The sequence below is a fragment of the Kribbella sp. NPDC059898 genome (genome assembly GCF_042730855.1).
Lineage (GTDB): Bacteria > Actinomycetota > Actinomycetes > Propionibacteriales > Kribbellaceae > Kribbella.
Map to the genome: position 1 here is coordinate 271503 of NZ_JBHWKR010000004.1, position 12906 is coordinate 284408.

A 12906-nucleotide genomic window follows, 5' to 3' on the forward strand; every position below is an offset into this window, starting at 1 on the left:
CGGTGAGCCTCTCCCGGCTCGCCATTCTGGTCAGCACCGCCCTGATCGGTTTCGGCCTGCCCACGTCCGCTGCCGCCGTACCCGCGGTGTCGAAGGCTGATTCACCCACTGCGGTCAGTTGGTTGCGGAGGGCGGCCGCCGCGCCGAACCATGTCTCGTACCACGGCACCCAGATCATCACGTCCTGGGGACCGCAGGGGGCGAGTTCGGCGATGTTCGACATCCTGCACGCGGCGTCGCAGGGGTCGGAGATCAGCGTGCTCGGGTCGTCCGCGCCCGGGGCGAAGGCGTTCGTGCAGCGGGCGACGACCACGGACGCCGCGATCGACGGCGGGCCGCTGGCGTTGCTGCAGTCGACGTACCAGCTGGTCGACAAGTGCTGCACCGACCTGATCGGGCGGGCCGCCGTACTCGTGGAGGCACTGCGGGACGACCAGACGCTGGCTGCGCGGTTCTGGATCGACAAGGCGACCGGGTTGCTGCTGCAGCGGCAGTTGTTCAGTGCGGACGGTAAGACGATGGTGCGGGCGACCGTGTTCACGGAGCTGCACATCGAGAGCTCGGAGTTCCTCGGTCACTTGCCGCCGATGCTGCCCAGCGGTGTCGAGGCGGTCGGGATGGGGAAGGTCGACGATCTGCGGTCCGCGGGCTGGGTCTGTGCGCCGGATCTGCCGGCGTCGCTGAAGCTGTACGACGTGCACCAGGACACCACCAACGGCTCGTTGCAGTTCTCGTACTCCGACGGGTTGTTCAACGTGTCGGTGTTCGAGCAGCGTGGGGCGTTGGATCCGTCCGCTGTGCGGGGGTACAGCACCACGGACAGTCCTGGGGTGTACCTGCGGTACGGGATGCCGTCGTACGTCGTTTGGTCGTCCGGGGGGATCGTCTACACGCTGATCGGGGACCTGCCGGCGGATGAGCTCGGACAGGTGGTTCGGTCGTTCCCGCACGACCTGCCGGAGAAGCTGTCCGCGATCCAGCGGCTGGGGACCGGGCTGGCGAAAATCGCGACCTGGCTCACTCCGATGGGTGCACTGTCCCCGAAGCTGGGATAATCAGATCTGGAAGCACCTCCGGTTACCTCCGGCCCGGGCTTCCGACCGACGACCACGACGAAGACGTGAGGCGGGGACCGTCAATGACCGACGACGCCGAGCCGACAGTTCCAACCCCGGCAACCGCGGACCCAACCGCACCCCTGCCGCTCACCCCTGCCTCCCCGGACCCCCTCGCCACCACCCCACCCCCGCCGGCAAGCGGCCCCTCCACGCCGGGTTCTGGACCCGCCCCGGCCCATGGAACGAGCGGCCCCACCGCGGGGTATGCAGCGGGCGGCTCCGCCGCGCAGGGTTCCGGAACGGGCGGCTCGGTGGCCGGAGCAGGTCCGCTGACGGCGGGGCCTGTGGTGGGTGGGGGATCGCCGTTGTCGGCGTTGACGCCGCCTCCGGTGGGGGCGGGGGCTATGCCTCTGCAGACTCCGGGGTCGGATGCTGCTTATCGGCAGACGAACGGTGGGCGGTCGACCACGCAGCGCAGTTTCGGGCGGCCTGAGCCGCAGCAGCAGGCCAGCTTCCGCCCGCTGTACCAAGGGCAGGCCTGGCCGACCGAGCAGCCGCCGTACCGTCCCGCCTACCTCCCGCCGCCACCGGCCGACTGGCACCAGCAGCAGGCGCGCTCCTACACCTCCGAGCCGCCGAAGGTGAACCGCGTCGTCACGATCGCCGCACTGGTCGCCCTTGTCATCGGCGTCCTCGCCGGTGCCGGCGCAGCCACCGCGGTGGTCGCCCTGGACGGCAACAACGCCCCGATCGCCCAGCAGCCCGACCCGCCGATCGGCACCGGCGCCGACCCGCGGATCAAGACCGGCTCGGTCTCCGCGGTCGCCGCAACCCTCCTCCCGAGCGTCGTCCAGCTCAAGGTCCAGGGCGCCGACAACTCCGACGCCACCGGCTCCGGCTTCGTGATCGACAACCTCGGGCACATCCTGACCAACAACCACGTGGTCGAGTCCGCGGCCAAGGGTGGCTCGATCCAGGTCGTCACCAACGACAACAAGACCGCGACCGCCCGGCTCGTCGGCCGCTCCCCGGCGTACGACCTGGCCGTCGTCCAGGTGGCCGGCCTGACCGCGCCGTCGGTGCAGTTCGGCCGCTCCGACGCGGCGATCGTCGGCCAGGACGTGGTCGCGATCGGCTCGCCGCTCGGCCTGGCCGGCACCGTCACCTCGGGCATCATCTCGGCGAAGAACCGCCCGGTGACGACCGGCGACGACACCGGCCAGGCGTCGTCGTACATCAGCGCGCTGCAGACCGACGCGGCGATCAACCCGGGCAACTCGGGCGGTCCGCTGGTCGACATGAACGCGCGGGTGATCGGCATCAACTCCGCGATCGCCACCGTGGCCGGAGCCAGTGGCGGCCAGAGCGGCAGCATCGGGCTCGGGTTCGCGATCCCGATCGACCAGGCCCGCCGGACCGCGCAGCAGATCATCGCGACCGGTCAGGCGTCCTACCCGGTGATCGGGGCCAGCGTCGACATGACGTTCGAGGGCGGCGGCCGGGTCAGCGCGGTGACGCCGCGGTCGCCGGCCGCGAAGGCCGGGCTGCGGGTCGGCGACGTGATCACCGCGATCAACAACCAGGCGGTGGACAGCGCCGAGGTGCTGATCGTCGCGATCCGCACGCACCAGCCGGGGGAGGCGGTCCGGCTCGCGTACGAGCGCGCCGGACGTTCCCGCACGGTGACGCTCACCCTCGGCCAGCAGATCGGCTGAGGCGCCACAGCCGGCCTGGGGATAGGCTGGTCCGGGAACGTACGGAGAGGTGAGGACATGTTCGGCATCGGGCCGCTGGAACTGGTCGTGATCGCGATCGTCGCCGTACTCGTCTTCGGACCGGATCGGCTGCCGGAGTTCGCCCGGACGGCGGGCCGGCTGCTGCGCCAGGTCCGGCAGATGGTCAACAACGCGCAGAACGACCTGCGCAACGAGCTCGGCCCGGAGTACGCCGACCTCGAGCTCCAGGACCTGAACCCGAAGAACTTCGTCCGCAAGCACCTGCTCGACCCGATCGAGGACGAGGTCAAGTCCGTCACCGAGATGAGCAGCGACAACACCCCGCAACGCCTCCCGGCCGGCGCCAAGCCCCCGTTCGACCCCGAGTCGACCTGATCACCTCCGCCGGAACAACAAGCCGGTAGCGACCGCACCGGCGACCGCGGGCAGGAGTGTCAGCAGGCCCCAGAGCGGCGGGTACGGGTGGACGCCGTACTCCGAGGCCGCGAGCAGTGTGATGCCCAGCGAGGCGGTCAGCAGTACGACGAGTACGCCGACGCCGGCCGCGATCAGGCGGTGTGAGCGGGCCAGTCCCGCGACGAGCAACCAGAGCAGGGCGTTGACGACGGCAACGCCGTACAGCATGCCGTAGAGGGCGCCAGCGGACGCGTGCTTGCCGTACGCCGCGTACCCGCGGGACGCGTGCTCGAACAGGCTGCGGCTGCCGGTCTGGTCGACGATCGCGATCACTGCGACCAGGACCGAGAGGCCGACGGCGATCAGTGCTGTGCGCTTTTCTGAAAGTGACTGTCTCATGCAAGTGACTGTACGAACGGCAGTGACGCCTGGTCAAGAGTTTTAGAGAGTCACTTGCTGAAGCGCGGAACTGTCTCTAAGGTCGGGGCATGGCTACCGGTCTGCGGGAACGCTGGCGTGTGAAGGCGCGGCGGACGATCCAGGAGCGCGCGCTCGACCTGTTCGACGAGCGCGGGTTCGGCGCGGTGACGATCGAGGAGATCGCCGCAGCGGCCGAGGTGTCGCCGTCGTCGGTGTACCGGTACTTCGGCACCAAGGAAGGGCTGATCGTCGCCGACGAGTTCGACACGATGAGCGAGGAGGCGCTCCGGGAGCTGTTCGACCCGGCGGACCCGGTCGGCACGATGACGCGGATCGTCCGCGACTACGAGGTCGCACCGGATGACCGGGAGCCGATCCCGTGGCGGCGGATCAGGTACTTCTTCAAGGAGCCGTCCGTCCGGACGGCGTTCTGCGCCTCACTGGACCGCGCGAGCCAGCGGATCGCGCCGCTGATGACCGGCGGGCACCTCAGCGACACGCAGGCACGGGTGGCCGCGAACGCCTTGGTTTTCGGGTACTTCTCGGCGCTCGAGCAGTGGTACCTGGACGGCGGTGTCCGGCCGGTCGCGGAGTACGTCGCGGAAGGGCTCGACGTACTCCGTCCGATCTGGTCAGCGACCGGCGGGGGAGAGTCCTAGCTGGCGGCCGAGCAGCCCGCGCGGCTTGCCGCCGAGCGTTGCCGCGATCTTGTCGAGCATCTGCGCGGCCGGGGTGTCCGGGTCCGCCAGCGTGAGCGGCTGACCGAGGTCGCCGCCGGAGCGGAGCCGTTCGTCGAGCGGGATCTCGCCGAGCAGCGGGATCTGGTATCCGAGCCGCGCGGACAGCGTCTCCGCGACCCGGGTGCCGCCGCCGGAGCCGAAGATCTCGATCCGGTGCTCCGGACCGCAGTGCGGGCAGGGCAGGTACGACATGTTCTCGACCACGCCGGCGACCCGCTGGTGCACCATCTGCGCCATCGTGCCGGCCCGCTCGGCCACCTCGGCGGCGGCCTCCTGCGGGGTGGTCACGACGATCACCTCGGCGCTGGTCAGCCGCTGGCCGACCGAGATCGCGATGTCACCGGTGCCGGGCGGCAGGTCCAGGAGCAGTACGTCGAGGTCGCCCCAGTACACGTCCGCGAGCATCTGGACGAGCGCGCGGTCCAGGATCGGGCCGCGCCAGGCGACCACCTGGTCGCGCTTCGGCTTCAGCATGCCGATCGAGATCACCTTCACGCCGTGCGCGGGCACCGGCATGATCATGTCGTCCACGGCGGTCGGGCGCTCGTCGGCGACCCCGAACATGGCCGGCACCGAGTGGCCGTAGATGTCCGCGTCCAGGACGCCGACCGACAGGCCCTGGCGGGCCATCGCGACCGCCAGGTTGACGGTGACCGACGACTTGCCGACGCCGCCCTTGCCGGACGCGATCGCGAACACCTTGGTCAGCGAGTCCGGCCGGGAGAACGGGATCTCCTTCTCGGCCACGCCGCCGCGCAGCTGGGTCTGCAGGGCTGCCCGCTGCTCGGTCGACATCACGCCGAGGTCGATCTCCACCCCGGTGACGCCGTCGAGCTTGCTCACCGCGGCGGTGACGTCGCGGCGCAGCGTGTCCTTCATCGGACAGCCGGCGACGGTCAGCAGGATGCGTACGGCGACCACGCCGTCGTCCCGGACGACGACGGACTCGACCATGCCGAGATCCGTGATCGGTTTCTTGATCTCCGGGTCCAGCACACCACCGAGCGCGGTGGTCACCTGATCAGCAGTGGGAGCCATGCCCCCAGGCTACGTGCTCGCCCCGATCCACCCGACCACGGTCCATGTGAGATACCCCCCCAACCACCGCCTCCGCTCCCAGCCCGGCATTTGAGTGGTTAACCTCTCAAACGGCCCGTTCGCAGCTCGCATGCGGCGTGTGAAGGGGCAACTTGAGAGGTTAACCACTCAAACGGGGGCCGGGAGTTTGGCTGGGGGCTGGGCCTGGGGGCGGGGTTATAGGCCGGGAGCGCCGTAGATGGGGAACCAGCGGGACAGGTCCTGCTCGAAGTTCAGGTCTGCGCCTACGACCGACTTGATCTGGAGTTCCTTGGCGTTGTCGCGGCGGTCGGCGCCGACCGGGACGAACGGGTACCAGGAGCCGCGTTTGTACAGGTAGACCAGGCCCAGGGGCTCGGTGCCGTCGGTGAAGGCGACCAGGGTGCACAGGAGCGCGTTGCCGAAGCCCGCGTCGACCAGGGACGTGTTGACGGCGTGCAGGTCGGTGACGAGCGTTTCCAGGTCGTCAGGTGCCGTCTGCCGGACCAGCCAGGTGAAGCCGTACGAGTCCGTCGTACTGGTGAACTTGCCGTTGTCGAGGGCGAGCAGCTTGTCGACCTCGTCCCGCAGCGCGGTGAACCCACCACCCTCGGCCGCCTTGAAGCACACGGACCCGCTGCCGGTCGGACGGTAGTCGGCCGCGGTCTCCAACGTGATCGCGGCCGACGGAAGCGAGAACAACTGGTCGAGGTTCGGCGGCACAGCCTTGCTGCGCCCGAGCAGGATGTCGAGAAGGCCCATGTGTCTAAGCTTGCTCGCCCAGCTCGCGGGAGAGTGCACCGAGGCGGTCGAGGCGTGTCTCCAGCGACGGGTGCGTGGAGAACAGTGCCGACACGCTCTTGCCGCCGGAGATCGCGGGGGCGAAGAAGAACGCGTTGAACGCCTGCGCCTGGCGCAGGTCGCGCGACGGTATCCGGGCGATGTCGCCGCTGATCTTCGTCAGCGCCGACGCCAGTGTGGACGGTCTGCCCGTCAGCATCGCGCCGGCTCGGTCGGCGGCCAGCTCGCGGTACCGCGACAGCGCCCGGGTGAGCAGGAACGAGATCGCGTACACCGCGACCGACACCGCGATCACGGTCAGCATCACCAGCGCCGCGTTCTGGTCGCGGTTGCCGCGGCCGAGGCCGCCGTACAGCCCGAAGCGGGTGATCAGGCCGGCCAGTACGCCGAGGAACGACGCGATCGTCATCACCGCGACATCCCGGTGCGCGACGTGCGAGAGCTCGTGCGACAGCACGCCCTCCAGCTCGTCCTGGTCGAGCCGGCGCATGATGCCGGTGGTCACGCAGACGACCGCGTTGTTCGGGTTCCGTCCGGTGGCGAACGCGTTCGGCAGGTCGACGTCGGCGATCGCGACCCGCGGCTTCGGCATGTCGGCCAGTGCGCACAGCCGGTCGATCGTGCCGTGCAGCTCCGGCGCCTCCTCCGGCGTGACGATCCGCCCGTGCATCGCGTACAGCGCGATCCGGTCGGAGAACCAGTACTGCACGAACAGCATGCCGCCCGCGATCACGACCGCCAGCACGGCGCTCCTGGTCAGCGCGATCAGCACGCCCACGAACGCGACGTACAGCAGTCCGAGCAGGAAGCTCGTGATCACCATCCGGCTGGACAGCCCCCGGTCGGGCGCGAATCGAGTCTTCATCCCACGTCCTTCTTCCTCACCTGATAGCGAGGGTAGCTCGGGGTCAAACCCGATCGTCCTCGCGCGTGTCCAGATCCGCCAGCAGCGACCGCAGCTCGGAGCGCAGGAAGTCCCGGGTGGCGACCTCGCCGACCGCCATCCGCAGCGACGCCATCTCCCGGGCCAGGAACTCCATGTCCGCGCGGGTCCGGGCGTCGACGTCGCGGTCCCGCTCGTACTGCACCCGGTCCCGGGCCTCCTGCCGGTTCTGCGCGAGCAGGATCAGCGGGGCGGCGTACGACGCCTGCAGGCTGAGCGCGAGCGTGAGGAAGATGAACGGGTAGGTGTCGAAGCGCAGGCCGGCCGGCGCGAAGATGTTCCAGCCGATCCAGAACAGGATCGTCACGGTCATGTAGACCAGGAACTGCCCGGTGCCGAGGAAGCGCGCGATCCGCTCGGACAGCCGGCCGAACGCGTCCGCGTCGTAGGTCGGCCGCGGTACGAACGTCCGCCGCCAGTCCCGCGGTATGTCGAGCCGGGTACTCCCGCGGAGCGTCCTGCGGTCGTCACGTGCCATCGTGGCCCACCTCCTGCGGCGTGTCCGGGTGATCGTGCTCCCGCCAGTCGTCCGGGAGCAGATGGTCGAGTACGTCGTCCACGGTGACCGCCCCGAGCAGCCTGCCCTCGTCGTCGAGCACGGGTGCGGCGACCAGGTTGTACGTCGCGAGGTACTTGCTGACGGTCTGCAGGCTGTCGTCCGGACGCAGTCCGTCCAGGTCGGTGTCGAGTGCTGCGGACACCAGCTCGGACGGGGGTTCCCGGAGCAGCCGCTGGATGTGGCCGATGCCGATGAACCGTCCTGTCGGTGTCTCGAGCGGGGGCCGGCAGACGTAGATCATGGCGGCCAGTGCGGGGCTGAGGTCCGCGTTGCGCACGTGGGCGAGTGCGTCGGCCACGGTGGCGTCCACAGGCAGGATGACAGGCTCCGACGTCATCAGACCGCCGGCCGTGTGTTCCTCGTACGTGAGCAGCCGCCGTACGTCTTCTGCTTCGTCAGGCTCCATGAGCGTCAGCAGGCGCTCGGCGGTCTCGGTCGGCAGCTCGGCGATCAGGTCGGCCGCGTCGTCCGGGGACATCTCCTCCAGCACGTCCGCGGCACGTTCGGTGTCCATGCCGTCGAGGATCTCGACCTGGATGTCCTCGGGCAGCTCTTCGAGTACGTCGGCCAGCCGCTCGTCGTCCAGCGCCGCCGCGATCTCCTTACGGCGCTTGGGGGACAGGTCATGCAGTACGCCGGCCAGGTCGGCCGGGCGCATCGACTCGAAGGCCGCGAGGATGTGGGTCGCGCCCTGGCCTTCCTCCACCTGGGTGAACCCGCTGACGTCGCTCCAGTCGAACACATGCGTCTGGCCGCGCCGACGGAACCGCTTGGAGCCCTCCCGCACCGCCACCTTGGTCAGCAGCCAGTCCCTGGTCCGCCACTGCTCCATGGCCATGTCGAAGACGACCGCGGTGGCACCTGTGTCGGCGATGGTGACGGTCCGGTCCAGCAGCTCACCCAGCACGAGTACTTCGGTCGGCCGCTGCTCGAAACGCCGCATGTTCAGCAGGCCGGTGGTGATGACGTGCCCGACGTCCAGGGAGGTCACCCGGGTCATCGGGAGGAAGATCCGGCGCCGGGTGAACACCTCGACGACCAGGCCGAGGACCCGCGGCGGCTGGTCGCCCTGGCGCATCATGGCGACCACGTCCCGGAGCTTGCCGACCTGGTCGCCGTTGGGGTCGTACACCGGCAGCCCTGCCAGCCGAGCGACGTACACCCTCGACGGTGATCCAGTCATGCCGGAAGGCTAACCCGCCGAGCCGGAGTCCCGGCTGAGGACGCTTCGTAGACTTTGTCCCTCGGGCGAGGACGAAGTGGGGTGGGGATGCTGGGAACCACCGGGCTGGGTGTGGACGAGGAGACGGCGTACCTGGACCTGGTCCGGCGTGGTGCCGCCGCGCCCGCGGACCTGTGCAGGCGGCTCGGCCGGCCGCTGCCGGACGTCCAGCGGGCGATCGACGTGCTGCTGGCCGAGGGGTTCGTGCACCGGACGCCGCCACCGGGCGAGCTGATCGTCCCGGTGCCGCCGGAGCTGGCCGTGGAGCAGCTGATCCGGCGGCAGGAGGAGGAGTTCGAGCGGATCCGGAAGTCGGCGTACCGGCTGGCCGCCGAGGCGACCCGGCAGGGCGGGGTACGGCGGACCGAGGAGCTGATCGAGATCGTCACCGGCGAGTCCGCGGTGGCGCTGGCGTTCGACCGGGTGCAGCGGACGGCCCGGGCCGAGATGCGCGAGCTGGTCGCCCCGCCGTACGTCGCGACGGCCGAGGTGAATCGGACGCAGCTGGACCGGCAGGTCGCGGGCGTGGCGTACCGGGTGGTCTACGACAACTCCGCACTCGCCGACGCGGTGCTAGCCGCGAGCGCGGTCAGCCATGTCCGGGCGGGGGAGCAGGCGCGGATCGCGGACATGCTGCCGACCAAGCTGGCGATCGCGGACCGCGAGCTGGCGCTGCTACCGCTCGACTGGGCCACCCCTGCTCAGGACGCGGCGCTCCTGGTGCACGCTTGCAGTCTGCTCGACGCCCTGGTCGCTCTGTTCGAGACCGTGTGGAACAGGGCGAGCCCGCTGAGCGTGACCGACTCGGACAGCCTGGAACCGGAGGAGGCCATGTCCGCGGAGGACAGGCATCTTCTGTCGTTGCTGGTCGCAGGACTGACCGACGACGCCGCGGGCGCCCGCCTGGGCATCAGCCGCCGTACTGTCGCCAGACGCGTCCAGCAACTGATGGAACAGACCCACTCGCGCTCCCGCCTGCAGCTGGGCTGGCACGCCCGCGACCGCGGCTGGCTGTGACGATTGCTGACGGCAACTAGCTGAGCTTGGGGCGTCGGCGGACCCGCCGATGGAGGGTTGTCGGCGGCTTGCCGCGGGTGGTGGCCCTCGTCGGTGCCGGTGCTTCGGCCCTGGGCGAGTCGTCGGTCAGTCCGGTGAAGTCACCCGTGGGATCGAGGACCAGTACGTCGGCCTGGGTGCGCCAGCGCTCCAGCTGGGTGTCCAGGTCGGCTGCGTTGAGCCGCTCGGTGCGTAATACCTGCGCGGCTGCCGTCCACTCGTCGCTGCTGGGGTCCAGACGTCGTACGGTCGCCGTCCAGCTCGCCAGGCGGTTCATGGCGGGCTTGGCCGGTACGACGACCGTGACGGAGCCTGCCGTTGCGAGTCCGGGGAGTGGTTGCTCGGCGCCGTCCGCCGAGTCCGCCAGTACGACGTACTGCCCGTCGACGTTCGCGAACCAGGCCGGGACCGGGCGGCGGCCGTCCCAGGCCAGCCAGACCAGTCCGGCCTTCTTCATCACGCCGGCGATGTCCTCGATGCTCACAGGCCTCAGTGTTTCACGGTGAATCGGGACACACTCGGAGAGGAAGTGAGCCGGGTCACCGGGACAGCGGCGGCGGACGCCGTACGCTGCCGGTGACCGGTGGGTAACCGAGTGGAGGGCGACCGTGGTGGACAAGGTGACGGACAAGGGTTTGCGCAGCAGGCGGTCGTGTCTGGCCACCCCGGGGTCGAACCCGCGGTTCCTGGAGAAGGCGAAGGGGCTCGACGCCGACCAGGTGTTTCTGGACCTGGAGGACTCGGTCGCGCCGCTCGCCAAACCGGACGCCCGGAAGAACATCGTCGCCGCGCTCAACGAAGGCGGCTGGGGGAACAAGCTCCGCGTCGTCCGGGTGAACGACTGGACCACCCAGTGGACGTACGCCGACGTGATCGAGGTCGTCGGCGGCGCCGGCGCGAACCTCGACTGCATCATGCTGCCGAAGGTGCAGACCGCCGAACAGGTGGTCGCGCTCGACCTGCTGCTCACCCAGCTGGAGAAGGTGCACGGGTACGAGCCCGGCCGGATCGGCATCGAGGCGCAGATCGAGAACGCGCTCGGCCTCACCAACGTGAACGCGATCGCCACGGCCTCGCCGCGGGTCGAGACGATCATCTTCGGCCCGGCCGACTTCATGGCCTCGATCAACATGAAGTCGCTGGTGGTCGGCGAGCAGCCGCCCGGGTACGACGTCGGCGACGCGTACCACTACATCCTGATGCAGATCCTGATGGCGGCCCGCGCCCACGACAAGCAGGCGATCGACGGCCCGTACCTGCAGATCAAGGACGTCGACGGCTTCCGCCGGGTGGCCGGCCGCTCGGCCGCCCTCGGCTTCGACGGCAAGTGGGTCCTGCACCCCGACCAGATCGCCGCCGCCAACGAGGTCTACTCCCCGCGCCAGGAGGACTACGACCACGCCGAGAACATCCTCGACGCCTACGACCACTACACCTCGGCCGCCGGCGGCGCCCGCGGCGCGGTGATGCTCGGCGACGAGATGATCGACGAGGCCAGCCGCAAGATGGCCCTCGTCATCTCCGCCAAGGGCCGCGCCGCCGGCTTCACCCGCACGAACGTCTGGACGCCCTAGACCTGGGACATGATCGCCAGCAGTTGACCGTCGGGGTCGGGGAAGAACGCCATCCATTCCTCGACCCCGTCGTCGTGCTTGTGGATCAGGTGCGGCGCATTCTCGAACACCACGCCGCGCTCCCGGAGCTCGTCGTACGCCGTGTTGATGTCGTCGACGCGGAAGTACAGCGTCGACGCCGCGCCCTCGCCGACGCTGAGGAACAGCCTGGTCCCGCCGCAGTCGAAGAATGCCAGGTCGCCGAACGTGTAAAGATGCGGCAGCCCGAGGACGTCGCGGTAGAACTCGACCGCCTTCTCGATATCACTGACCGGGCGGGCAATCTGCCCGATCGCACCTAGCTGCGTCATCTCGGCGTCTCCTTGTCCTCGTAGCGCGCTGTCGAAGGGCACGCCGCGCCAGGTCCGCAGTTCGGCCCGGCGATCCAGGCCGAGCTTCCGCAAGGCGTTCGCGACGTGGAACTTGACCGCGTCCACGCTGACCCCGCGGCGCCGCGCGATCACCCGGTTCGACATTCCGTGCCGCACCATGTCGACCACTCGCCACTCGGCGGGGGTGAGTACGTCGGGATGCCGCGGCCGGCCACGCTTGCCCACACCGTCAAGGTAGCGGCGCGGCCGCGGAATTACCCTCCCCTAGCGCGTCCACACCTTGTAGATGCGGATCGGCTTCGCGGGCGGGCCGTCCTGGTCGGGGTCGGCGATGCCGGCCGCGACCATGCGGTCGAAGGTGGACATGCCGGCGATCACATGGCCGAGGACGGTGTAGTTCGGGGCGATGTGGGCGAAGGAGTGGACGACGAAGAACTCCGAGCCGTTCGTCCCCGGGCCCTGGTTGCCGTAGGCAACGGTGCCGCGGTCGTAGGTCTCCTGCCCGGTGACCTCGTCGGGGAACTTGTACCCCGGACCGCCTTCCTCCTGGCGGTAGATGTCGCCGCACTGCAGGACGCCGAGCCGGGCCGAGTTCGTCAGCCGGAAGCACTGGGTGGCGTCGTAGAACCGGCTCTGCACCAGGTGCACGAAGTTGTGGACGCCGCACGGCGCGTTCGCGCGGTCCATCCGGACCACGAACGGTCCGTAGTTCGTCACGAAGTACACGTCGACCGTGCCCTTGGCACGGGCGTTCGCGGACGGGATCCGGACCGGTTTCGCGGCCGGGTTGTCCGGCGTCGGGGTGAACTGACACTTCACCACCGGGCGCGGATGCCGGTCCGGCGCGGCGGAGGCGGTGGTCGTGGTGAGGGTGGTCGCGACCAGCGCGGCCGCGAGCAGGGCGGGTAGCTTCATCCACCCACCGTAGTACTCCGATCGCTGTCCGCAGAGGTTTCTGAAGCTTTTCGCCGCGG

15 protein-coding genes are annotated in these 12906 nt (G+C 69.6%); 6 read left to right on the forward strand and 9 right to left on the reverse strand.

Annotation, left to right across the window (positions count from 1 at the left end):
* The first annotated feature begins 2 nt into the window (after nt 1-2).
* The 3 genes from ACFV9C_RS15335 to ACFV9C_RS15345 all read left to right on the forward strand — a co-directional run bounded on the left by ACFV9C_RS15335 (nt 3) and on the right by ACFV9C_RS15345 (nt 3169).
* A complete protein-coding gene (locus ACFV9C_RS15335) occupies nt 3-1055 on the forward strand; it encodes a sigma-E factor regulatory protein RseB domain-containing protein (protein ID WP_380194010.1) in 1053 nt (350 codons plus the stop codon).
* 407 nt (nt 1056-1462) lie between these two features.
* Complete coding sequence (locus ACFV9C_RS15340; RefSeq protein ID WP_380194012.1) at nt 1463-2773, forward strand: S1C family serine protease; 1311 nt, start codon at nt 1463-1465, stop codon at nt 2771-2773.
* Nucleotides 2774-2830: 57 nt separating this feature from the next.
* On the forward strand, nt 2831-3169 hold the full coding sequence (locus tag ACFV9C_RS15345; protein WP_380194014.1) for a sec-independent translocase: 339 nt from the start codon (nt 2831-2833) through the stop codon (nt 3167-3169).
* On the opposite strand, the gene ACFV9C_RS15350 is transcribed toward ACFV9C_RS15345, so the two are convergent.
* Complete coding sequence (locus ACFV9C_RS15350; protein ID WP_380194015.1) at nt 3170-3589, reverse strand: hypothetical protein; 420 nt, start codon at nt 3587-3589, stop codon at nt 3170-3172.
* Between the two features lie 89 nt (nt 3590-3678).
* Here ACFV9C_RS15350 and ACFV9C_RS15355 point away from each other — a divergent pair, with 89 nt between their 5' ends.
* Nucleotides 3679-4269 (forward strand): TetR/AcrR family transcriptional regulator, encoded by a 591-nt coding sequence (locus ACFV9C_RS15355; RefSeq protein ID WP_380194016.1) that lies wholly within the window; start codon nt 3679-3681, stop codon nt 4267-4269.
* Here ACFV9C_RS15355 and ACFV9C_RS15360 read toward each other — a convergent pair.
* The 5 genes from ACFV9C_RS15360 to ACFV9C_RS15380 all read right to left on the reverse strand — a co-directional run bounded on the left by ACFV9C_RS15360 (nt 4243) and on the right by ACFV9C_RS15380 (nt 8892).
* The gene (locus tag ACFV9C_RS15360; protein ID WP_380194018.1) at nt 4243-5388 is read right to left on the reverse strand and encodes an Mrp/NBP35 family ATP-binding protein; all 1146 of its coding nucleotides are present in this window, start codon (nt 5386-5388) and stop codon (nt 4243-4245) included. The two genes, ACFV9C_RS15355 and ACFV9C_RS15360, sit on opposite strands and share 27 nt — an antisense overlap.
* 216 nt (nt 5389-5604) lie before the next feature.
* Nucleotides 5605-6168 carry a hypothetical protein gene (locus tag ACFV9C_RS15365; protein ID WP_380194020.1) on the reverse strand — a complete coding sequence of 188 codons (564 nt, stop codon included), beginning with the start codon at nt 6166-6168 and terminating at the stop codon, nt 5605-5607.
* A 4-nt stretch (nt 6169-6172) separates the two neighbouring features.
* Nucleotides 6173-7072 (reverse strand): zinc metalloprotease HtpX, encoded by a 900-nt coding sequence (htpX, locus tag ACFV9C_RS15370; RefSeq protein ID WP_380194022.1) that lies wholly within the window; start codon nt 7070-7072, stop codon nt 6173-6175.
* A 43-nt stretch (nt 7073-7115) separates the two neighbouring features.
* The gene (locus ACFV9C_RS15375) at nt 7116-7628 is read right to left on the reverse strand and encodes a DUF1003 domain-containing protein (protein WP_380194024.1); all 513 of its coding nucleotides are present in this window, start codon (nt 7626-7628) and stop codon (nt 7116-7118) included.
* Entirely contained in the window at nt 7618-8892 is a 1275-nt protein-coding gene (locus tag ACFV9C_RS15380; RefSeq protein ID WP_380194026.1) for a magnesium transporter MgtE N-terminal domain-containing protein, read from the reverse strand. Before ACFV9C_RS15380 ends, ACFV9C_RS15375 begins: the two co-directional genes overlap by 11 nt.
* Before the next feature lie 87 nt (nt 8893-8979).
* Here ACFV9C_RS15380 and ACFV9C_RS15385 point away from each other — a divergent pair, with 87 nt between their 5' ends.
* Complete coding sequence (locus ACFV9C_RS15385) at nt 8980-9948, forward strand: helix-turn-helix domain-containing protein (protein WP_380194028.1); 969 nt, start codon at nt 8980-8982, stop codon at nt 9946-9948.
* Nucleotides 9949-9964: 16 nt separating this feature from the next.
* Here ACFV9C_RS15385 and ACFV9C_RS15390 read toward each other — a convergent pair whose 3' ends face one another.
* Nucleotides 9965-10471, reverse strand: a complete 507-nt coding sequence (locus ACFV9C_RS15390) for a hypothetical protein (RefSeq protein ID WP_380194029.1) — start codon at nt 10469-10471, stop codon at nt 9965-9967.
* A 136-nt stretch (nt 10472-10607) separates the two neighbouring features.
* Here ACFV9C_RS15390 and ACFV9C_RS15395 point away from each other — a divergent pair, with 136 nt between their 5' ends.
* A complete protein-coding gene (locus tag ACFV9C_RS15395; RefSeq protein ID WP_380194031.1) occupies nt 10608-11561 on the forward strand; it encodes an HpcH/HpaI aldolase/citrate lyase family protein in 954 nt (317 codons plus the stop codon).
* Here ACFV9C_RS15395 and ACFV9C_RS15400 read toward each other — a convergent pair.
* Both ACFV9C_RS15400 and ACFV9C_RS15405 read right to left on the reverse strand, forming a co-directional pair.
* The gene (locus ACFV9C_RS15400) at nt 11558-12157 is read right to left on the reverse strand and encodes a VOC family protein (RefSeq protein ID WP_380194033.1); all 600 of its coding nucleotides are present in this window, start codon (nt 12155-12157) and stop codon (nt 11558-11560) included. The two genes, ACFV9C_RS15395 and ACFV9C_RS15400, sit on opposite strands and share 4 nt — an antisense overlap.
* Before the next feature lie 39 nt (nt 12158-12196).
* Nucleotides 12197-12847 carry a peptidylprolyl isomerase gene (locus ACFV9C_RS15405; RefSeq protein WP_380194035.1) on the reverse strand — a complete coding sequence of 217 codons (651 nt, stop codon included), beginning with the start codon at nt 12845-12847 and terminating at the stop codon, nt 12197-12199.
* Nucleotides 12848-12906 lie beyond the last annotated feature (59 nt).

Coding starts and splice junctions, on each gene's coding strand:
- ACFV9C_RS15365 (WP_380194020.1), bottom strand. CDS start 6,168: ATGGGCCTTCTCGACATCCTGCTCGGGCGCAGCAAGGCTGTGCCGCCG.
- ACFV9C_RS15360 (WP_380194018.1), bottom strand. CDS start 5,388: ATGGCTCCCACTGCTGATCAGGTGACCACCGCGCTCGGTGGTGTGCTG.
- ACFV9C_RS15355 (WP_380194016.1), top strand. CDS start 3,679: ATGGCTACCGGTCTGCGGGAACGCTGGCGTGTGAAGGCGCGGCGGACG.
- ACFV9C_RS15405 (WP_380194035.1), bottom strand. CDS start 12,847: ATGAAGCTACCCGCCCTGCTCGCGGCCGCGCTGGTCGCGACCACCCTC.
- ACFV9C_RS15375 (WP_380194024.1), bottom strand. CDS start 7,628: ATGGCACGTGACGACCGCAGGACGCTCCGCGGGAGTACCCGGCTCGAC.
- ACFV9C_RS15340 (WP_380194012.1), top strand. CDS start 1,463: ATGCCTCTGCAGACTCCGGGGTCGGATGCTGCTTATCGGCAGACGAAC.
- htpX (WP_380194022.1), bottom strand. CDS start 7,072: ATGAAGACTCGATTCGCGCCCGACCGGGGGCTGTCCAGCCGGATGGTG.
- ACFV9C_RS15350 (WP_380194015.1), bottom strand. CDS start 3,589: ATGAGACAGTCACTTTCAGAAAAGCGCACAGCACTGATCGCCGTCGGC.
- ACFV9C_RS15385 (WP_380194028.1), top strand. CDS start 8,980: ATGCTGGGAACCACCGGGCTGGGTGTGGACGAGGAGACGGCGTACCTG.
- ACFV9C_RS15345 (WP_380194014.1), top strand. CDS start 2,831: ATGTTCGGCATCGGGCCGCTGGAACTGGTCGTGATCGCGATCGTCGCC.
- ACFV9C_RS15380 (WP_380194026.1), bottom strand. CDS start 8,892: ATGACTGGATCACCGTCGAGGGTGTACGTCGCTCGGCTGGCAGGGCTG.